Genomic DNA, 17890 nt, shown 5'->3' with positions numbered 1-17890 from the left:
AGCCTTGATCGAGGTATCGGCCCGCGCCGCTGGTTCACACCGGCGGGTGCGGCGGCCGTCAGCGATGAACACGACTCCGCGTCTTCCGCTCCGGCAGTCCGGTCCGCGCAGGCCGCCTATCCGCGGCGGCATCGTGGGCCGTTTGATGCGCGGCATCGCCGTGCTCGGCGTGCTATGCGCGTTCGGCTTCGCGACGCGCGAAGCGCTGGCGCCGTTGCGATCGGCCCATGCGGCCAACGCGGCCAACGTCGGCGCCGCGACCGCGAACAGCGTCGTCGTGATTCCAGTGAACGGCGCGATCGGGCCGGCCAGCGCCGATTTCATCGTCCGTGGCTTGCAGCGCGCGGCCAGCCAGCGCGCGCAACTCGCGGTGCTGCAACTCGATACGCCCGGCGGCCTCGATACGTCGATGCGGCAGATCATCAAGGCGATCCTCGCCTCGCCGGTGCCGGTCGCCACCTTCATCGCGCCAAGCGGCGCGCGCGCCGCGAGCGCCGGCACCTACATCGTCTACGCGAGCCATATCGCGGCGATGGCGCCGGGTACGAACCTCGGCGCCGCGACGCCGATCCAGATGGGCATCGGCGGCAACGAGCCGCCCGCCGGAGGCGGTGCGCCGGGCACCTCGGGCACGCCGGGACTGCCGGACATGCGCACGCTGCCCGCCGGCGCATCCGCGCCCGCCGCTTCGTCACCCAACGCGTCGTCCGAAGCCGCCGGCGCGCTTCCACTCGACACCCAATCGACCGAACTGCGCAAGCAGGTCCACGACGCGGCCGCCTATATCCGCGGCCTCGCCCAGATGCGCGGCCGCAACGCCGACTGGGCCGAGCGCGCGGTTCGCGAAGCGGTGAGCCTGTCCGATCAGGAAGCGCTCGCGCAGCACGTCGTCGATCTCGTCGCGCGCGACGTGCCCGACCTGCTGCGCCAGCTCGATGGCCGCACGGTCGTCACGAGCGCGGGCAGCGTCACGCTGCACACCGCGCATGCGCCGTTGATCACGCTCGAACCCGACTGGCGCAGCCGCTTTCTCGCCGTGATCACCGATCCGAGCGTCGCGCTGATTCTCTTGATGCTCGGCATGTACGGCCTGTTCTTCGAATTCGCGAACCCGGGCTTCGTGCTGCCCGGCGTGGTCGGCGCGATCAGCCTGCTGCTCGGCCTGTTCGCGATGCAGATGCTGCCCATCAGCTATGTCGGCCTCGGTCTGATCTTTCTCGGCATCGCGTTTCTGATCGGCGAAGCGTTCCTGCCGACCTTCGGCTCGCTCGGCTTCGGCGGCGTGGTCGCGTTCGTGGTCGGCGCGATGATGCTGATGGATACCGACGTCCCCGGCTACGGCATCCCGCTGCCGCTGATCGCCGCGGTCGTCGTGTTCAGCGTCGCGTTCGTGCTGGGCGTATCGCAGCTCGCACTGCGCGCGCGGCGGCGACCGGTCGTGACGGGCTCGGAGGCGCTGATCGGCTGCGTCGGCGTAGTGCTGGACGGCGGCTTGCTGCCCGAACCCGAACACGCGGCGGGCGGCCCGCTGGCCGGCTGGGCACGCGTGCACGGCGAGCGCTGGCGCGTGTCGAGCACGACGCCGGCCGCACCGGGTCAAAGCGTGCGCGTCACGGCGCGCAACGGCCTCACGCTGACCGTGGTGCCCGTTACGTCAGTCGACGCCTTACAAGGAGAACGTTCATGATCGGCTTCACATTCGGCTTCGGCAGCATCCTGCTCCTGCTCGTAGTCGCGCTGATTGCGTCGTCGGTGCGGATTTTTCGCGAGTACGAACGCGGCGTCGTCTTCATGCTCGGCCGTTTCTGGAAGGTCAAAGGGCCCGGACTCGTGCTGATCATTCCGGTCGTGCAGCAGGTGGTGCGGATGGATCTGCGCACCGTCGTGTTCGACGTGCCGACGCAGGACGTGATCACGCGCGACAACGTGTCGGTGAAGGTCAACGCGGTCGTGTATTTCCGCGTGGTCGATCCGGAGAAGGCGGTGATCCAGGTCGCGCGCTACTTCGAGGCGACCAGCCAGCTGTCGCAGACGACGCTGCGGGCGGTGCTCGGCAAGCACGATCTCGACCAACTGCTATCGGAGCGCGAGCAGCTGAACGCCGACATCCAGCGGGTGCTGGACGCGCAAACCGACGCGTGGGGCATCAAGGTGTCGATCGTCGAGATCAAGCACGTCGACATCAATGAAACGATGATCCGTGCGATCGCGCGTCAGGCTGAAGCCGAGCGCGAACGGCGCGCGAAGGTGATTCACGCGGAAGGCGAGTTGCAGGCATCGAAGCAGTTGCTCGAAGCGGCCCAAACGCTCGCGCGGCAACCGCAGGCGATGCAGTTGCGCTATCTGCAGACGCTGACGACGATCGCCGCCGACAAGAACTCGACGATCGTGTTTCCGCTGCCGATCGATCTGGTGAGCGCGGTGCTGGACCGGTTCAACAAGCCTTCGGCGTGATAGGACGGCAAGGTATCATCGCGTCCCTCCAACTGCCACACAGCAACAAGCCGCACTCAGCCGGAACCCGCACCATGTCAATCTGGGTCGATGCCGACGCCTGCCCGGCGGTCGTCAAGGACATGCTCTATCGCGCGGCGCGCCGGACCGGCATGCCGCTGACGCTGGTCGCCAACGCCTTCCTGCGCGTGCCGGCGTCGCCGCTGATCCGCGCGATCCAGGTGCCGGCCGGTTTCGACGCCGCCGACCAGCTGATCGTCGAGCGGGTCGCCGCGGGCGAGCTCGTGATCACCGCCGACATCCCGCTCGCCGCCGCCGTGCTGGCAAAAAATGCCCATGCGCTCGATCCGCGCGGTAACTGGTACACGCCCGGCACGATCGAAGAACGGCTGCGCATGCGGTCGATGCTCGACCAGCTGCGCGCGAGCGGCGTCGACACCGGCGGCCCGGCCGCCTTCAGTGCGCGCGATGGCAAGACGTTTGCTGGCGAACTCGATCGCTGGCTCGCGCGTCACGCGCCGCGCGGTGATGCGCAGGCGCCACAGTCGCACGGCAAACCGCCCGCCTGACGGCCCGGGCGGCCTGCTCGCGCCGTTGGTGTTTAAAATTCCGCCATCGCGCCGCCGCGCGGCCCGCCGTGCCGCGCCGGGCCGTCACCGCCTCGACCACAAAACACTGTCTGAACGACGAAAGAGAGAACACCCACCACATGGACTCGATCAAACGCTACTTCGGCTTCGACGCCGTCGACACCGACCTGCGCACCGAAGTGCTAGCCGGCGCGACCACTTTCCTGACGATGGCCTACATCATCTTCGTGAACCCGGCGATTCTCGGCGACGCCGGCATGCCGAAAAGCGCGGTGTTCGTCGCGACCTGCCTCGTCGCCGCGCTCGCGTCGCTGATCATGGGTCTGTATGCGAATTACCCGATCGCGCTCGCGCCCGGCATGGGCCTGAACGCGTACTTCGCGTACACGGTCGTCAAGGGCATGGGCTACACATGGCAGGCCGCGCTCGGCGCGGTGTTCATCTCCGGGTGCCTGTTCCTGATCGTCACGCTGTTCCGCGTGCGCGAGGTGATCGTCAAAGGGATCCCGCATTCGATCCGGACTGCGATCACCGGCGGGATCGGCCTCTTTCTCGCGATCATTTCGCTGAAGTCGGCCGGCATCGTGGTCGGCAATCCGGCCACGCTCGTCACGCTCGGCAATCTGCATGATCCGCACGTCGTACTCGCCGCAATCGGCTTCTTCGGCATCGTCACGCTCGATCATTTGCGCGTGCGCGGGGCGATCCTGATCGGTATCGTCGGCGTGACGATCCTGAGCTTTTTCTTCGGCGGCAACCAGTTTCACGGCATCGTGTCCGCGCCGCCGTCGATTGCGCCGACGCTGTTCCAGCTCGATATCCGCAGCGCGCTGTCGAGCGGCGTGCTGAACGTGGTGCTGGTGTTCTTCCTCGTCGAGCTGTTCGATGCGACCGGCACGCTGATGGGCGTCGCGAACCGCGCGGGGCTGCTCGTCGAAGGCAAGATGCATCGGCTGAACCGCGCGCTGCTCGCGGACAGCACCGCGATCCTCGCCGGGTCGCTGCTCGGCACCTCGTCGACGACGGCGTATATCGAGAGCGCGTCGGGCGTGCAGGCCGGCGGCCGAACCGGCGTGACCGCGATCACGGTGGCCGTGCTGTTCGTCGCGGCGCTGTTTTTCGCGCCGCTCGCCGAAGTGGTGCCGCCGTACGCGACCGCGCCCGCGTTGCTGTACGTGTCGTGCCTGATGCTGCGGGAAATGCTCGACCTGCCGTGGGACGACGCCACCGAAGTCGTGCCGGCCGCGCTGACCGCGCTGCTGATGCCGTTCACCTATTCGATTGCGAACGGCGTCGCGTTCGGATTCATCTCGTACGCGGGACTCAAGCTGCTGACCGGCCAGGCGCGCAACGTGAAGCTGGTCGTGTGGATCATCGCGGCGATTTTCCTGTTCCGGTATTTCTATCTCGGCAGCGAGTGAGGACCTGGCGCCGGACGCATACGAGTCGGGGCCGTCAGTTACGCCAGTTCGCCTCGTAGAAACGCACGTAACCGCTTCTTAGCACCAGACACTGGGCGCGCGTTTCCGACAACAGCCGCCGCGTGGCGGCCTCGATGCGCGGCCGGTGCGTGTCGAACGCGACGACCATGTCCTCCAGCCGAGGGGACGCGGCGCCGAAGTGATCTTCGAGCGCTTCCGCGGTGATCATGCACTCCACCCTCTGCCCATCGACCATTGCCGGAAACGCCAAGGTAAGCTCGCGGCCTGAATACTCAGGGGCTTCGTTGGGAAATTGGATCTGCATGGGAGTCACCTGGAAGAGTGCGCGCACGATGCGCTCGGGTAATGCACGCGCGGATTGCTTGCTATCGCGTCCGCCGCTCGTTCCTCCATGTCTATGCAGTCGACGCGGGCCTTCACCTCGACGCCGCATAGTCAGTTCGCGTCGCGCGGAGGTGATTTGATTCACTTTAGACGAGTTCGGGCCGGGTGCAAGATTTCCCGGATTTTTTCTTGAAAGCGCGGTTGACGCGCGCATGTTGCGCCGCGGCACAGCGCGACGTCAGATCGATGTAAAGTGTCGCGCACCCAGCCACCGATCAATACGATGTCCGCTCCCACCCGCCCGCCTATGGTTCGCGTCGAGCCGCTCGGCCATCGCTTCGAAGCGCCCGATTCGCTGACGATTCTCGAAGCCGCCGCTTTCGCGAATCTGCGTTTGCCGCGTTCGTGCCGCAACGGCACGTGCCGAACCTGCTTGTGCCGGATGACGTCCGGGCGGGTGCGCTACGCGATTGAATGGCCCGGCGTGAGCCGCGAGGAAAAGGCGGACGGTTATATCCTGCCCTGCGTGGCGATCGCCGAAACCGATGTGGTGATCGAAGTGCCGGACGCGGTCGTGATACCGGCACGGTAAGCGGGAGTGCGAGCGTGCGGGCCCGTGCCCCGCTTGCCGACGGCGTTAGGCGCCGCCTGTTACCGCCCGTTGCCCATTGCCCGGGCGATTTTCTTGTCCGTGTTGTACTGGCTCAGCGCATACACCGACCATATGGCCGCCGGCACCCAGCCGATTACGGTGATCTGAAGAAGCAGGCAGATGATGCCGGCAAACGGACGGCCGATCGTGAAAAACTGCAACCACGGCAGAATGATGGCAAGCAAAAGACGCATTCGGTTTCCTGTTCGTGTCGTTCAGGCAGCCTGCGTTAATCCGCGTGGGACGCATCTGCCTCGTTGTTGAACTCATCAAGCGGCGCAAAGCGTGGCACCTTGACGCCTTCCTGCTCGACCAGCTCGAAAAATACCGTCGCTGGACGGGTCCAGATCGTACCATTGGCCGCCTTGTAGACGATCATCGTGACCGTCGGATCGGATTCGAGCGTGGCCTCGCAGACCCGTTCGTAAATGCCGCCTTTGTAGTGGCGGTAGCGCATCGCGTATGTCCTTGTTTTGGGCGTGATCGAAGCATTTGCAAGCGCGGCGCGCGCCTGAACTCAGCCGCCCTCTTTCATCTGCTTGAGGATCTTGTAGACGGTCGCGCGGCCCATCGTCAGCACCGCGGCGACGTAATTCGCCGAGCTGCGGCCGCGAAACGCGCCCTGTGCGTGCAGCGCCTCGACGATTTCGCGCTTGTGCTCGCGCGTCAGCGCATTGATGCCAATCTGCCGGTCGCGCAACCAGGTGTGCAGATAGGTGTTGATGCGGTCCTGCCAGTCGTCGCGGAACAGGTCGTCGGTGGGCGCCTCCGTCATCGTGCCGCCCTTGATGAACAGATCGAGCGTCGAGCGCACATCCTCGAACACGGCGATGTTGAAGTTCACGCACAGCATGCCGGCGGGCTTGCCGTCGTCGTCGAACAGGATGTTGCTCACGCAACGCATGCGGCGGCCGTCCCAGTTCAGTTTCTCGTAGGGACCGATGGTCTGGCCGCGCGCCGCGAAGTGCGCGTCGTCGAGCACCGACGGCGCACCCACCTCGAGCCGCGACAGATTGTTGACCAGATACGCGATGGTCTGATCGCGTAGATCGTGAATCACCACTTCGGCGCACGGATAGAGCAGCGCGGCGATGCCGTCGGCGATCGGCGCGTAGCGCTTCAGCAGCAAGTCTTTGACAGGAGACACGTTCGGGTTGCGCATGGAAAAACGCGAGGTTCGAAGCAGGCGCCGCGCGATGCCGAATGACGACGATGCGAGGCGCCTGCCGCCGACGCCGGCGCGCACGCCCGGTCGGCAATTCAGGAAGTCGCCATTGTAGCGGCCTCGCGCTGGCGCCGCGAATCAACGCACGACGGCAATTTTGTCGACCTCGCGGACGCTTTTTTTTCATGCGATAAACGCGGATCCACCAATATCCGACCGAACGGAGCCAACCGATGTCCACACTCGAAGCGCTTCGCGCCGTGCTCGACGACAAGCGCACGCCGGAGATCATCCGCAACCACGTCATCGATTCCCTGCAGTACGCGCTGCGCAACCACGGTCAGGTCTTCACGGCGAAGGAAGTCGAATGGCTGTCCGGCTGGGACGATGCGCGCCTGCCGCTCGCGGCCGCGCGCGAATTGCAGAAGCGCGTCGCCGAGACGTCGCGCTGACGCGTTAGGATCGCGAGCTTCGCGCGCGCGGCGCGCACCTCACATGCCTTTGCCAAGCGCTCGCGAAGCCCCGCCAGCGGGTCGTTGCGGCTGCGCGCTGAAGTTTGCACTATCCAATCAGTCGCATTTGAGGCATCATATTGCAATAGCTGCACCTCGCACCCATATAGCACTGGCAGCATCAGGCAGTCTCAAACCGGCATCTCCGCACCACCCCCGACTGTTCGACCGCCGCTTATCGGCGAGCCCGTCATTCCGGCAATGCGCCGCCTGCATTCGTCGTCGCGAGAAGTACAACCGAGCGGTTCAGCACCATGCGTACGGCGCGCGAATCGACGCGCCGCTTCAGCGTTTTTTCGGTCGAATCCGCGTTTCGCGCGACCGCTCGAGCCATTGTCATTGAGCCCGCCGGGTCTAGCAGGCCTGTGCCAACCATTTGTCGCGGCGCGCGCATCGGTGCTGCGCCGCCGGTCCACGTCGCAACGCGTCAAAGGGGCGCTGCCGGAAAGCAGCGCGATGCACGCGGCGCGTGAACCACGTAATACAGGACACGTTTTCCATGAATCCAGCAGTCAAAACCTACAAGGGTTACGAAATCCACCCGCTCGTTTATCCGCGCCGCCCCGCGGGCGCACAAGCGACCCGCAATCCGGACGCCGGTTACGACGCGTCGGTGCGCATCTGCCGCGTCGGCGCCAATCCGGCAGCCGACGGCCGGGTGTTCCGCCTGCAGTATCTGTTTCCGTTCGACGGCACGGGCAAGGCGCGCATCGCGTGCATGGTGCATGCCGAGCGGCTGATCGATGGCCAGGTGAGCGGTCAATCGGTCGCCGATCTTTGAGCGGCGTCATCGGCGCGTCACTGACGTCGCGCAGCGTGCTCTCGGGCGCCGCGGCTTTTCCAACGAATCCCCACTCGCGCCGCTCGCAATGTCCGCGGCCGATTTCCCCTTTATCCCATCGACCAGGAGTTATGCATGGCGAAAGAAGAACTGATTGAACTTGACGGTATCGTCGACGAAGTGCTTCCGGACAGCCGCTACCGCGTGACGCTCGACAACGGCGTGGTGGTCGGCGCTTATGCGTCCGGACGTATGCGCAAGAACCATATCCGTATTCTCGCGGGCGATCGCGTGACGCTCGAATTGTCGGTCTACGACCTGACCAAGGGGCGGATCAATTTCCGCCACAAGGACGAGCGTTCGAGCGGTGGCGGTGCGCCACGGCCGGCGCAGCATGGGGCGCGGCGGAGGTAAGCAGCGGTAACGGCGTCGCGCCGCGTACCTTGATGTTGTGCAGGTGACGCGGCCGCCCGCCCGAACTAGATGCGCAAGCGCGAGACCCTGCAGACTCGCGCCATACCTTCCGACTCCGCTTGTGGTCCAGCCCGACACGTCAGCTTCGCCGCGTTAGCGCGCGAAATCGGCGTTTGCCCCGACAGCCGCAAACACCGCCTCACATCCTCCCCGCCGCGCTTTTGCGCACCTGCTTGACCATCCGCTCCTCCGGTTCCGACAGATGCTTGTGCATCGCCGTCAACGCGGCCTGCAGTTCGCCGGCATGGCTGCGTCGATGATTGGCGCGTGCTAATCGGCGGAACAGCTCGCGTGATTCGCGCTGGCTTTGAAGCTTCGGTCGCGGCGCTCGCGATGCGCTGCTTCGGTGCATCGGGCGTCCGCAGTCTTGCATGCCCCGCACCGGTGCAGCGCGACCTGCGCAGCCGCGCTGCCTCTCGCGTGGACGATCGCAGCAAGCGCCCGCAAAAATCCCAAGCGGTCCGCGCCATTCGCACGCGCACTGTCTCACGACCCCCGTCAAGCCGCGCCGCGTCATAGATGGCATATCTATTGCTTGATAGGTAGTCAGTTGTCCCTTCCACCGACTCCATGCTGCGTGTTCTTCTTGTTACCGACACCGACAAACCCATTGGCGATCTGCGCGATGCGCTCGCCCAGCTAGGGTGCGAGATGCTCGCCGGCACCGCGACGCCGCAGGCGCTGCATCGCTCGGTGCAGGACGAGCGGCCCGACGTCATCATCATCGATACGGAGTCGCCGTCGCGCGATACGCTCGAGCAGCTCGCCGTGATGCACGCGACCGCGCCGCGTCCCGTGCTGATGTTCAGCCACGACGCGAACCAGCAACTGATCCGCGAAGCGGTCAACGCGGGCGTCACCGCCTATCTGGTCGAAGGCCTCGCGTCCGAACGACTGGCGCCGATTCTCGAAGTCGCGCTCGCGCGTTTCGCGCAGGAGTCGCAATTGCGCGAGCGGCTCGCGCAGGCCGAAAACGAACTGGCCGAGCGCAAGCTGATCGATCGCGCGAAACGCCTGCTGATGGATCAGCAGAAACTCACTGAGCCGGCCGCGTACGCGAGTCTGCGCAAACGCGCGATGAACCAGGGCGTCAAACTCGCCGAGGTCGCGCGTGAGGTCGTCGCGGCGGCCGGCTCGCTCAAATGACGCGCTCATGAATCCAGCCACTTCCGTCACCGCGGCGGGCTCTGCGGAGCCGCCTGAAAAGACCCACCTGCGGCTCGGCTTCGTCGCGTTGTCCGACGCGGCGCCGCTCGTCGCGGCGAAGCTGCTCGAGTTCGGCCACGCACACGGACTGACGCTCGAACTTTGCCGCCAGCCATCGTGGGCCGCCGTGCGCGACAAGCTGCTATCGGGCGATCTCGATGCCGCGCATACGCTTTACGGTCTCGTCTACGGCGTGCAACTTGGCTTGGGCAGTCCACGCACCGATATGGCCGTGCTGATGGTGCTGAACCGTAACGGCCAGGCGATTACGCTCTCGAATCGGCTCGCCGATGCGCTCGCGAAACAGGCAAGCTCGGGCGGCACCTTACGCGACGCGCTCGCGACGCTCGGTCGCAAGCCCGTGTTCGCGCACACCTTCCCGACCGGCACGCACGCGATGTGGCTGTACTACTGGCTCGCGGCGCAAGGCGTCGATCCGTTGCGCGACGTCGACAGCGTCGCGATCCCGCCGCCGCAGATGGTCGCCGCGCTCGCCGAAGACCGGCTCGACGGCTTATGCGTCGGCGAGCCGTGGAATACGATGGCCGAGGCGCACGGCGTCGGGAAAACGATCGCTTATACCAGCGAGGTATGGCCCGAGCATCCCGAGAAGGTGCTCGCCTGCCGGCGCGATTTCGTCGACGCGCATCCGCGCACGGCGCGCGCGCTCGTGCAGACGCTGCTCGAAGCGTGCCGCTGGCTCGATGGCGCCGGGCATCGCGACGAGATCGCGCGCTGGCTCGCGCGGCCCGATTACATCGGCATCGACGAGACGCTGATCGCGCCCCGGCTTGGCGACCAGGCCGACCCGGCGAACCCGCGTCGCCTGCCGATGCGTTTCTTCGACGACGGCGCGGTCAACTATCCGCATCCATTCGAAGGCGCGTGGTTTCTCACGCAGTTCGAGCGCTGGGGGATCATCGACGCGCGCAACGATTACGAAGCGATCGCCGCGCGCATCAACCAGACGCAGCTATATCGCGAGGCTGCCGCGCGCGTGAACGTGGCGGTGCCCGGCGAGGAGGTGACGCGGGCATTGATCGATGGGGAAATGTGGGGAAGCGGTTCTCCATCCGACGCGTATGCGCGGCGTTTTGCGATCCGCCGCTAAGCGAATCGCACGCGAAAGCTCACGATGATGCGCTGACTGCCCGCGCGCCGCCAACGGCGCCGATGCGGACAGCCGGCGTTGCGGCTCAAGCTCGGCCTAGAAGTTGTACTTGTCGATGTTGCTCGCATCGAAGGTGGTCGGCGGTCCGAGAATGATTTCGCCTTGCGCGCCGATCGTGCGCTTGCCGAGCTTGCCGGCCTCGAACGTTTCGCCCTCCTTACCCGTGATCTTGCCCGATGCGAGCGACGCCGCCGCGTACGCGGCGAGATAGCCCAGCTCGTTCGGATCCCACAACTGGAACGCGGTCACGGTGCCGTTCTTCACGAACGCGCGCATCTGGTTGGGGGTGCCGAGGCCCGTCACCGCCACCTTGCCCTTGCTCGACGACGACGAGATGTAGCGCGCCGCCGCCGCGATGCCGACCGTCGTCGGCGCGACGATCGCCTTCAGGTTCGGATACGCCTGCAGCAAGCCCTGCGTTTCGACGAACGACTTCTGATCGTCGTCGTTGCCGTACGCAATCTTGACGAGCTTGATCTTTGAGTACTCCGGTTTCTTCAGTTCCTCCTGCATCCACTTGATCCACGTATTCTGGTTCGTCGCGTTCGGCGTCGCCGACAGGATCGCGAACTCGCCCTCGCCGCCCATCAGCTTCGCCACCAGCTGCACCTGGCCGCGGCCGATGCCCTCCGCGTTCGCCTGATTGACGAACAGCTGGCGGCCTTCGGGCGCGGTATCCGAGTCGAACGTGACGACCTTGATGCCCTGGCCCATCGCCTTCTTCAGATACGGCACGACCGCGTTTGCATCGTTCGCGGCAATCACGATCGCGTCCTGGCGCTGGGTGATCAGCGTGTTGATGTACGACACCTGCGACGACGCGCCCGCATCGGACGGCCCGACCGCCTTGCCCACGCCGCCGAATTCCTTGATCGCGGCGAGGCCGCCGTCGTCGGCGATCACTTCGTACGGGTTGTTGATCTGCTTGGGCACGAACGCGATCTTCAGCCCGCTTTTCAGGTCCGCGGCGAACGCGCCGGCGCAGCTGATCGCGAGCAACGCGGCGCAGAGCGCGGCCATGCCGGTGTGACGTAGAGGTTTGATCATGAAGTGTCTCCTGCGTTGTTGTTGGACAGAGAGGGAAAGCTAGGTTGCGGATGAAGAAGACGCGGCGGCGGACTTCGCGATGAAACGCCGGTCGCGCGCCGCCCGCCAGCGCGCGACGAGGTTCGGAATCAGCACCGACGCGAGCAGCAGCACGCCGGTCACGATGGTCAGCGTTTCGCTCGATACGTCGTCGAGCGTCAACGCGTTCTTCAGCACGCCGATGATCAACAGCGACAACAGCACGCCGACCATCGAGCCGCGTCCGCCGAAAATGCTGACGCCGCCGAACAGCACCGCCGCGATCACCGACAACTCGAAGCCTTCGCCGTTATCGCCGCGCGCACTCGTGAAACGCAGCGTATAGACGATGCCGGCGAGCGCGCTGACGAGCCCCGACAGCACGAACAGGCGCAGGCGGATCTTCGCGACCTCGATACCGGAGAACGCGGCGGCGGTCGGATTCGCGCCGATCGCATACAGGCTGCGGCCGAACGCGGTGGCTTGCAGCAACACGGTGAACAGCACCGCGGCGACGATCACGATGACGAACGGCAATGGAATGAACGTGGGCCCGAGCGTGTTCATGCCGAACGCCGTATAAGCAGCCGGAAAATCCGCGACCGCCTGATCGCCGAGCAGCACGTACGCGAGACCGCGAAACAGCGCGAGCGTGCCGATCGTGACCGCGAGCGACGGCAGGTTCAGCTTGACGATCACGAGTCCGTTCAGCAAACCCGCCAGGGCGCCTGCGACCAGCACCAGAACGATCACGACCGGCATCGGCAGGCCCATGTGCCACAGCACGCCCATCAATGCACTCGATGCGCCCAGCACCGAGGCGACCGACAGATCGATTTCGGCCGCGACGATGATCAGCGTCATCGGCAGTGCCATCAGCGCGATCTCGGTCAGATCGGCGAGCACATTGCTCAGGTTCGCGCCGCTCAGAAACACCGGCGACAACCCACGCCCCAACCCAAGCGACGCGATCAGCACGATCACCAGCAACACCTCCCATTGCAGCGGCGTTTCGCGTTTGCGCGTGAGCAGCGCGGAATCGGGTTTAGCCATGATCGCGTTTCCTCATCATGCGTTTGGCGACGGAGCGGGCCAGCAGCGTATCGGCGGCGATCGCGGCAACGATCAGTGCCCCCTGGATCGCCTGCTCCCAGAACGGCGACACGTGCAGCACGACGAGCGCGATGCTGATCACGCCGAGCACGAGGGCACCGAGCGTCGCGCCGAGGATCGTGCCGACGCCGCCCGTGATCGCGACACTGCCGACCACCGCGGCCGCGACGACCTGCAATTCGATGCCCTTCGCCGTGCTCGCGTCGACGGTGCCGAAGCGCGCGAGCCACAATGCACCCGCAAAGCCCGCAATCGCGCCGGACAGCAGAAAGCCCGACATCACGCGCCGCTCGACGTTCACGCCCGCGAGCCGCGCCGCCTCCGGATTCGAGCCGATCGCGTAATGCTCGCGACCGCCGCGAAACTGCTTCAGATACACCGACAGACCGGCCAGCACGACGACCGCGATCAGCGCGAGCGTCGGGATGCCGAACAGCGTGCCGGTCGCGAGCCGCGAATACGCGTCGGGCAAACTGGTCGCGTTGATCTGGCCGCCGTGCACCCATGCGTAATCGGCGCCACGAAAGATATACAGCGTCGACAGCGTCGCGACCAGCGACGGCACGCGGCCCACCGCGACGAGCACCGCATTGATGCCGCCCGCGACGAGCCCGATCGCAAGCCCCGCGGCCAGCGCGACGAGCACCGGCAGATGCGGAAACGCGACGTACAGACTCCCCACCGCGTATGCGCTGACACCCACCGTCGAGCCGACCGACAGATCGATATGCCGCATCAGGATCACGACGGTCATGCCGGCCGTCAGCAGACCGATGATCGATACGTTCAGCAGCACGTCGCGCAGGTTTTGCAGATTCAGGAACTGCGGCTTCGCGAGCCCGGTCCCCACGATCAGCAGGATCAGCACGACGAACAACGTGGTCTCGCGGCTCTTCGCGACGCTCGCGACGAGACTGCCCGGCGAAGCGGCGGAACGCTTCGGCAGCGACTGCCGCACCGGCGCGGGATGAGTCGAATGGCGCATCATGCTGCACGTCCCATGGGTGAAAGTCCCTGACCGAGCGCGGCACCCATCACGCGCTCCTCGTTCGCGTCGGCGCGCGCGATCTCCGCGCTGATGCGACCTTCATGCATCACGAGTACGCGATCGGCCATGCCGAGCACTTCGGGCAATTCGCTCGAAATCATCAGCACGGCCATGCCCTCGCGCACCAGTTCGGCCAGCGCGCCATACACCTCGGCTTTCGCGCCAACGTCGATGCCGCGGGTCGGTTCGTCGATGATCAGCACTTTCGGGCCGGTCGCGAGCCACTTGCCGAGCACCACCTTCTGCTGGTTGCCGCCCGACAGCGTGCCGACCGGCGCGCTCGGGTCGCCCGCCTTCAGGCGCAGACGCGTGCCCCACTTGTTGGCGAGCTGCGTTTCGCTGCGCGTCGAAATGAGGCCATGCCGCACGAGCCGGCCGAGCACCGTCATCGACGCATTGCGCGCGATGCTCAGTTCGAGCGCGAGCCCTTGCTGGCGACGGTCTTCCGGCACGAGCGCGAGCCCGGCGCGCACCGCGGCCGCGGGCTGGCCGGTGTCGAGCCGCTTGCCGGCCAGCCATACTTCGCCCGAGTCGAGCGGATCGATGCCGAAGATCGCACGCGCGACTTCGCTGCGTCCCGCGCCGACGAGCCCCGCGAGCGCGACGATCTCGCCCGCGCGCACCTCGAACGACACGTCCTTGAACACGCCGATGCGCGTCAAGCCGCGCACCGACAGGCGCACGTCGCCGGGCGTGCAATCGGCCTTCGGATAGAAGGTTTCCAGATCGCGGCCGACCATCTTTGCGACGATCGCGTCGGTGCTCAGATCGGCGGTCAGTGCGTCGAAGACTTTGGCGCCATCTCGCATGATCGTCACGCGCTGCGTCAGCGCGAACACCTCGTCGAGGCGGTGCGTGATGAAGAGAATCGCAACATCCCGTTCGCGCAGCTTGCGCACGATGGCGAAGAGCCGCTCGACTTCGGGCAGCGACAACGCGGCCGTCGGTTCATCCATGATCAGCACGCTCGCGCTCAGCGACAACGCCTTCGCGATTTCAATCACCTGCTGATCCGCGATCGACAGACCGCGCACCAGTTGATCCGCGCGCAGCTCGACGCCGAGCGACGCCAGCAATCCGTCCACTTCGCGATGCATTGCGTCGTACTGGATGCGGCCGAAGCGGTCGACCGGCTGCCGGCCCATGAAGATGTTCTCCGCGATGGACAGATCGAAGAACAGCGTCGGCTCCTGATAGATGACCGCGAGCCCGGCGTCGCGTGCTTCGGCCGGCGTCGCGAAGCGGCGCGGCTCGCCGTTCATCAGAAGCTCGCCGGCATCGGGTTGATGCACGCCCGCGAGAATTTTCACGAGCGTCGATTTGCCCGCGCCGTTCTCGCCGAGCAGCGCATGCACCTCGCCTGGCCACAGCACGAGGTCGCCGTCGGACAGCGCGCGCACCCGGCCGAAGGATTTGCTCGCGTGCCGCAACTCGAGTCGCGGCACCGCGGAAGGGGATGGCTGCACTGCGTGTCTCCTGAACGGTTGCTTCTATGGTTCCTGGTCCGTGCGCGCGCGGCGTCAGATTCGGTAATAGCGTTCCGCGTTGCGCCGAAACAGCGCGTCTTTGTCAGCCTCGCTCGCATCGGCGACGATCGCCGCATACGCGCGCCACACATCCGTGTACGAACCAAACAGCCGGTCGACCGGAAAGTTCGACGCGAACATCGCGCGTTCGACGCCGAACGTATCGATCGTTTCGAGCACATACGGCCGCAGGCTTTCGACGCTCCAGTGATGATCGAACATCGCGAGCCCGCTGATCTTCACCGCGACGTTCGGACACGCCGCGAGCAAACGCATGCCTTCGCGCCACGCCCGATAACCGGCCACGCTATTGCGATCGACGAACATCCCCGCATGATTGAGGATCAGCAGCGTGTCCGCATGCGCACGCGCGAGCGCGGCCGCCTCTTCCATCTGCGACGGATAGAGTTGCAGATCGAACGACAGATGGTACCGGCGCAGCAACGCGAAATGCTCGCGCCACTGCGGCTCGCGCATGTAATGACGGCCGACGTAATCGAACAGCTTGTTGTCGTGCACGTTGAGAATCTGCCGGATACCGCGCGTATTCGCGAACGATGCATGCGCTTCGAGCAACGCGGGCGCGTTCTGCGCGGACAGATCCACGGCCGCGACGATCGCATTCGGCATGCCGCGCGAAGCGTTGCCATCCGCAATCGACTGCAACCAGCGAGTCTCTTCGACAGGATCGGCCGGATCGTGATTCGCCTCGACGTGCACGAGCTTCAGCACGTCGATGTCGCCCGCTTCACCGAGGAGATCGTCGAGCTGGTAGTCGTGCTTCAGATCGCGCGCATCACCGACAAACGACACGCCCGGGTTCTCCAGCCACGGATAGCGGTGCGTCTTCAGATCCCACAGATGGATATGCGAATCGACAACCTGCATGCGGCACCTTGTTCGGGTGGAAAGCGTTTCGGCATGACTCAATGACTGAGATGAAAGACCGGTTCGAGCGTCTGCGACAGCGGGGTATGGTCCGGCGCCGTCTGCATGATGTCAGCCATGTAATCCCACCATTTGCGCATCACGTCGAGTTGCGGTAACTGGTCCATCGTGTGATCGCTGGTGCGCGAGAGCACAGCGAAAAGATGATGCGTGTCGGGATCGAAGAAAATCCGGTAGTCGCGTACGCCGGCGTTGTGCAACGCGTCAACGAGTTCGGGCCAGACCTGCGCATGGCGCCGTTCGTATTCTTCGCGCATGCCGGGGTTGAGCACCATTCGGAAAGCAATTGTCTCCATTGCGGCCTGTCTCCTGTCCTGTAGCGCCCTTCAAAGGAACTATAATTCCTGCGTCGATAGCCTCTCAATCCGTTGTTGGGATTGGGCGATCCACAAACCGAATCGCAGCGCCCCTACACTGGCACCATGAGCCAACATTCAGCCGCCGTCGCACTCGTCAACCGTCTCAAGTTCAAGCACCTCGCCCTGCTCGTCGCGCTCGACGACACCCGCAACCTGCATCAGGCGGCCGAGGCCGTCAACGTCGCGCAACCGAGCGCGAGCCGCATGCTCGGCGACATCGAGGAAGCGTTCGGCTTCCTGCTGTTCGAGCGCAACGCGCGCGGCATGACGCCGACGCCGCTCGGCGTCGTCACGCTCGCTTATGCGCGCCGTGCCCTCGCCGAGCTGACGCGCTTCGCCGAAGACCTCGACGTCAAACGCCGCGGCGGTCACGGACAGCTGACCGTCGGCGCGATCATGGGCGCCGCGCCCGATCTGCTGGCGATGTCGGTCGCCGTGCTGAAGACCGAAAGCCCGCTGCTCAACGTGCGCATCCTCGGCGAAACGAGCGACCAGGTCGTGCAGTTGCTGCATCGCCGCGAAGTCGACCTTGCCTTGGGCCGGCTTACCAGTCCTTTGCAACACAACGACTTCACTTTCGAGCCGCTCGCGCGCGAAACGCTGCTTCTCGTGGTGCGCGCCGTGCATCCGCTCGCGCGGCGCACGCGCATCACGTTGCGCGAACTCGTCGCGTGGCCGTGGGTTGCGCAGCCGGTCACGAGTCCGGCGCGCGTGCTGTTCGAGGAAGAACTTGCGCGTGCGGGGCTCGCCACCCCGGTCAATCTGACTGAATGCGCGTCGATCTTCGCGACGCTGCAGTTGCTCGAGAACTACGACGCGGTCGCGATGCTGCCGGAGTCGGTCGTGCGCGATCATGTGCGCGGCGGCCTGCTGGTCGCGCTGCCGCTCGAAATCGGCAAGAGCCTCGCGGGTTTCGGCATTCTCACGCGCAAGGAAGAGCCGCTCGCCGAGCCCGCGCTGCGTCTGATCGAACTGCTGCGGAGCTTTTCGTGCAACCTCACGCGCGACAATCCGGCCGCCGCCCCCGGCACGCCGACCACGCCCGCCACGGTCAATTGAC

Annotated in this window: 22 protein-coding genes; 11 read left to right on the top strand and 11 right to left on the bottom strand. The window is 65.5% G+C overall.

Annotated features, from left to right (window positions below; translation table 11 throughout):
• Positions 1-64 precede the first annotated feature (64 nt).
• From BJG93_RS21105 to BJG93_RS21090, 4 genes are all read left to right on the top strand, one after another.
• Positions 65-1687 carry an NfeD family protein gene (locus tag BJG93_RS21105; RefSeq protein ID WP_027196195.1) on the top strand — a complete coding sequence of 541 codons (1623 nt, stop codon included), beginning with the start codon at positions 65-67 and terminating at the stop codon, positions 1685-1687.
• Positions 1684-2454 carry a slipin family protein gene (locus tag BJG93_RS21100; RefSeq protein WP_027196194.1) on the top strand — a complete coding sequence of 257 codons (771 nt, stop codon included), beginning with the start codon at positions 1684-1686 and terminating at the stop codon, positions 2452-2454. Before BJG93_RS21105 ends, BJG93_RS21100 begins: the two co-directional genes overlap by 4 nt.
• Before the next feature lie 74 nt (positions 2455-2528).
• Positions 2529-3023, top strand: coding sequence for a YaiI/YqxD family protein (locus BJG93_RS21095; RefSeq protein WP_027196193.1), 495 nt, complete (start codon positions 2529-2531; stop codon positions 3021-3023).
• Between the two features lie 140 nt (positions 3024-3163).
• Positions 3164-4465: an NCS2 family permease gene (locus tag BJG93_RS21090; protein WP_027196192.1), complete on the top strand. Its 1302-nt coding sequence runs from the start codon at positions 3164-3166 to the stop codon at positions 4463-4465.
• Between the two features lie 34 nt (positions 4466-4499).
• Here BJG93_RS21090 and BJG93_RS21085 read toward each other — a convergent pair whose 3' ends face one another.
• Entirely contained in the window at positions 4500-4790 is a 291-nt protein-coding gene (locus BJG93_RS21085; RefSeq protein WP_027196191.1) for a DUF1488 family protein, read from the bottom strand.
• 303 nt (positions 4791-5093) lie between these two features.
• On the opposite strand from BJG93_RS21085, the gene BJG93_RS21080 reads away from it, so the two are divergent.
• Positions 5094-5402 carry a 2Fe-2S iron-sulfur cluster-binding protein gene (locus tag BJG93_RS21080; RefSeq protein WP_027196190.1) on the top strand — a complete coding sequence of 103 codons (309 nt, stop codon included), beginning with the start codon at positions 5094-5096 and terminating at the stop codon, positions 5400-5402.
• A gap of 59 nt (positions 5403-5461) precedes the next feature.
• On the opposite strand, the gene BJG93_RS21075 is transcribed toward BJG93_RS21080, so the two are convergent.
• Genes BJG93_RS21075 through BJG93_RS21065 form a run of 3 tightly spaced genes read right to left on the bottom strand, consistent with a single transcriptional unit; the run spans position 5462 to position 6624 of the window.
• Complete coding sequence (locus tag BJG93_RS21075; protein ID WP_027196189.1) at positions 5462-5656, bottom strand: YqaE/Pmp3 family membrane protein; 195 nt, start codon at positions 5654-5656, stop codon at positions 5462-5464.
• 35 nt (positions 5657-5691) lie between these two features.
• Entirely contained in the window at positions 5692-5919 is a 228-nt protein-coding gene (locus BJG93_RS21070; RefSeq protein WP_027196188.1) for a DUF1653 domain-containing protein, read from the bottom strand.
• Between the two features lie 60 nt (positions 5920-5979).
• The gene (locus BJG93_RS21065; protein WP_027196187.1) at positions 5980-6624 is read right to left on the bottom strand and encodes a helix-turn-helix transcriptional regulator; all 645 of its coding nucleotides are present in this window, start codon (positions 6622-6624) and stop codon (positions 5980-5982) included.
• A gap of 236 nt (positions 6625-6860) precedes the next feature.
• Between BJG93_RS21065 and BJG93_RS21060 the strand changes: the two genes are divergently transcribed.
• Positions 6861-7079: a hypothetical protein gene (locus BJG93_RS21060; protein WP_027196186.1), complete on the top strand. Its 219-nt coding sequence runs from the start codon at positions 6861-6863 to the stop codon at positions 7077-7079.
• Between the two features lie 250 nt (positions 7080-7329).
• Here BJG93_RS21060 and BJG93_RS21055 read toward each other — a convergent pair whose 3' ends face one another.
• Complete coding sequence (locus BJG93_RS21055) at positions 7330-7479, bottom strand: hypothetical protein (protein ID WP_154671766.1); 150 nt, start codon at positions 7477-7479, stop codon at positions 7330-7332.
• 159 nt (positions 7480-7638) lie between these two features.
• Between BJG93_RS21055 and BJG93_RS21050 the strand changes: the two genes are divergently transcribed.
• The 4 genes from BJG93_RS21050 (at position 7639) to BJG93_RS21035 (ending at position 10711) form a co-directional block, all read left to right on the top strand.
• The gene (locus BJG93_RS21050; RefSeq protein ID WP_027196185.1) at positions 7639-7920 is read left to right on the top strand and encodes a hypothetical protein; all 282 of its coding nucleotides are present in this window, start codon (positions 7639-7641) and stop codon (positions 7918-7920) included.
• Between the two features lie 135 nt (positions 7921-8055).
• The gene (infA, locus tag BJG93_RS21045; protein ID WP_027196184.1) at positions 8056-8334 is read left to right on the top strand and encodes a translation initiation factor IF-1; all 279 of its coding nucleotides are present in this window, start codon (positions 8056-8058) and stop codon (positions 8332-8334) included.
• 630 nt (positions 8335-8964) lie between these two features.
• Positions 8965-9540 (top strand): ANTAR domain-containing response regulator, encoded by a 576-nt coding sequence (locus tag BJG93_RS21040; protein WP_027196182.1) that lies wholly within the window; start codon positions 8965-8967, stop codon positions 9538-9540.
• Positions 9541-9547: 7 nt separating this feature from the next.
• Positions 9548-10711 carry a CmpA/NrtA family ABC transporter substrate-binding protein gene (locus BJG93_RS21035; RefSeq protein ID WP_027196181.1) on the top strand — a complete coding sequence of 388 codons (1164 nt, stop codon included), beginning with the start codon at positions 9548-9550 and terminating at the stop codon, positions 10709-10711.
• Positions 10712-10807: 96 nt separating this feature from the next.
• Here the strand turns inward: BJG93_RS21035 and rhaS are convergent, their stop codons facing one another.
• Genes rhaS through rhaM form a run of 6 tightly spaced genes read right to left on the bottom strand, consistent with a single transcriptional unit; the run spans position 10808 to position 16767 of the window.
• Positions 10808-11818 carry a rhamnose ABC transporter substrate-binding protein gene (rhaS, locus tag BJG93_RS21030; protein WP_027196180.1) on the bottom strand — a complete coding sequence of 337 codons (1011 nt, stop codon included), beginning with the start codon at positions 11816-11818 and terminating at the stop codon, positions 10808-10810.
• 39 nt (positions 11819-11857) lie between these two features.
• Entirely contained in the window at positions 11858-12889 is a 1032-nt protein-coding gene (locus BJG93_RS21025) for an ABC transporter permease (RefSeq protein ID WP_027196179.1), read from the bottom strand.
• The gene (locus BJG93_RS21020) at positions 12882-13937 is read right to left on the bottom strand and encodes an ABC transporter permease (RefSeq protein WP_027196178.1); all 1056 of its coding nucleotides are present in this window, start codon (positions 13935-13937) and stop codon (positions 12882-12884) included. Before BJG93_RS21020 ends, BJG93_RS21025 begins: the two co-directional genes overlap by 8 nt.
• Complete coding sequence (locus BJG93_RS21015) at positions 13934-15463, bottom strand: sugar ABC transporter ATP-binding protein (protein ID WP_027196177.1); 1530 nt, start codon at positions 15461-15463, stop codon at positions 13934-13936. Before BJG93_RS21015 ends, BJG93_RS21020 begins: the two co-directional genes overlap by 4 nt.
• Before the next feature lie 54 nt (positions 15464-15517).
• On the bottom strand, positions 15518-16411 hold the full coding sequence (locus BJG93_RS21010) for an amidohydrolase family protein (RefSeq protein ID WP_027196176.1): 894 nt from the start codon (positions 16409-16411) through the stop codon (positions 15518-15520).
• 38 nt (positions 16412-16449) lie between these two features.
• Complete coding sequence (rhaM, locus tag BJG93_RS21005) at positions 16450-16767, bottom strand: L-rhamnose mutarotase (RefSeq protein WP_027196175.1); 318 nt, start codon at positions 16765-16767, stop codon at positions 16450-16452.
• 126 nt (positions 16768-16893) lie between these two features.
• On the opposite strand from rhaM, the gene BJG93_RS21000 reads away from it, so the two are divergent.
• Complete coding sequence (locus BJG93_RS21000) at positions 16894-17889, top strand: LysR family transcriptional regulator (RefSeq protein ID WP_027196174.1); 996 nt, start codon at positions 16894-16896, stop codon at positions 17887-17889.
• Position 17890 lies beyond the last annotated feature (1 nt).

Source organism: Paraburkholderia sprentiae WSM5005, from assembly GCF_001865575.2.
Classification (GTDB): domain Bacteria; phylum Pseudomonadota; class Gammaproteobacteria; order Burkholderiales; family Burkholderiaceae; genus Paraburkholderia; species Paraburkholderia sprentiae.
The sequence above is the reverse complement of the archived record's forward strand: the minus strand, read 5'-3'. Positions and strand labels throughout refer to the sequence as shown.

What these genes read in the sequence shown, in the direction of transcription:
- BJG93_RS21105 (WP_027196195.1), top strand. Translation starts at nt 65, where the DNA reads ATGAACACGACTCCGCGTCTTCCGCTCCGGCAGTCCGGTCCGCGCAGG.
- BJG93_RS21100 (WP_027196194.1), top strand. Translation starts at nt 1,684, where the DNA reads ATGATCGGCTTCACATTCGGCTTCGGCAGCATCCTGCTCCTGCTCGTA.
- BJG93_RS21095 (WP_027196193.1), top strand. Translation starts at nt 2,529, where the DNA reads ATGTCAATCTGGGTCGATGCCGACGCCTGCCCGGCGGTCGTCAAGGAC.
- BJG93_RS21090 (WP_027196192.1), top strand. Translation starts at nt 3,164, where the DNA reads ATGGACTCGATCAAACGCTACTTCGGCTTCGACGCCGTCGACACCGAC.
- BJG93_RS21085 (WP_027196191.1), bottom strand. Translation starts at nt 4,790, where the DNA reads ATGCAGATCCAATTTCCCAACGAAGCCCCTGAGTATTCAGGCCGCGAG.
- BJG93_RS21080 (WP_027196190.1), top strand. Translation starts at nt 5,094, where the DNA reads ATGTCCGCTCCCACCCGCCCGCCTATGGTTCGCGTCGAGCCGCTCGGC.
- BJG93_RS21075 (WP_027196189.1), bottom strand. Translation starts at nt 5,656, where the DNA reads ATGCGTCTTTTGCTTGCCATCATTCTGCCGTGGTTGCAGTTTTTCACG.
- BJG93_RS21070 (WP_027196188.1), bottom strand. Translation starts at nt 5,919, where the DNA reads ATGCGCTACCGCCACTACAAAGGCGGCATTTACGAACGGGTCTGCGAG.
- BJG93_RS21065 (WP_027196187.1), bottom strand. Translation starts at nt 6,624, where the DNA reads ATGCGCAACCCGAACGTGTCTCCTGTCAAAGACTTGCTGCTGAAGCGC.
- BJG93_RS21060 (WP_027196186.1), top strand. Translation starts at nt 6,861, where the DNA reads ATGTCCACACTCGAAGCGCTTCGCGCCGTGCTCGACGACAAGCGCACG.
- BJG93_RS21055 (WP_154671766.1), bottom strand. Translation starts at nt 7,479, where the DNA reads ATGACAATGGCTCGAGCGGTCGCGCGAAACGCGGATTCGACCGAAAAA.
- BJG93_RS21050 (WP_027196185.1), top strand. Translation starts at nt 7,639, where the DNA reads ATGAATCCAGCAGTCAAAACCTACAAGGGTTACGAAATCCACCCGCTC.
- infA (WP_027196184.1), top strand. Translation starts at nt 8,056, where the DNA reads ATGGCGAAAGAAGAACTGATTGAACTTGACGGTATCGTCGACGAAGTG.
- BJG93_RS21040 (WP_027196182.1), top strand. Translation starts at nt 8,965, where the DNA reads ATGCTGCGTGTTCTTCTTGTTACCGACACCGACAAACCCATTGGCGAT.
- BJG93_RS21035 (WP_027196181.1), top strand. Translation starts at nt 9,548, where the DNA reads ATGAATCCAGCCACTTCCGTCACCGCGGCGGGCTCTGCGGAGCCGCCT.
- rhaS (WP_027196180.1), bottom strand. Translation starts at nt 11,818, where the DNA reads ATGATCAAACCTCTACGTCACACCGGCATGGCCGCGCTCTGCGCCGCG.
- BJG93_RS21025 (WP_027196179.1), bottom strand. Translation starts at nt 12,889, where the DNA reads ATGGCTAAACCCGATTCCGCGCTGCTCACGCGCAAACGCGAAACGCCG.
- BJG93_RS21020 (WP_027196178.1), bottom strand. Translation starts at nt 13,937, where the DNA reads ATGATGCGCCATTCGACTCATCCCGCGCCGGTGCGGCAGTCGCTGCCG.
- BJG93_RS21010 (WP_027196176.1), bottom strand. Translation starts at nt 16,411, where the DNA reads ATGCAGGTTGTCGATTCGCATATCCATCTGTGGGATCTGAAGACGCAC.
- rhaM (WP_027196175.1), bottom strand. Translation starts at nt 16,767, where the DNA reads ATGGAGACAATTGCTTTCCGAATGGTGCTCAACCCCGGCATGCGCGAA.
- BJG93_RS21000 (WP_027196174.1), top strand. Translation starts at nt 16,894, where the DNA reads ATGAGCCAACATTCAGCCGCCGTCGCACTCGTCAACCGTCTCAAGTTC.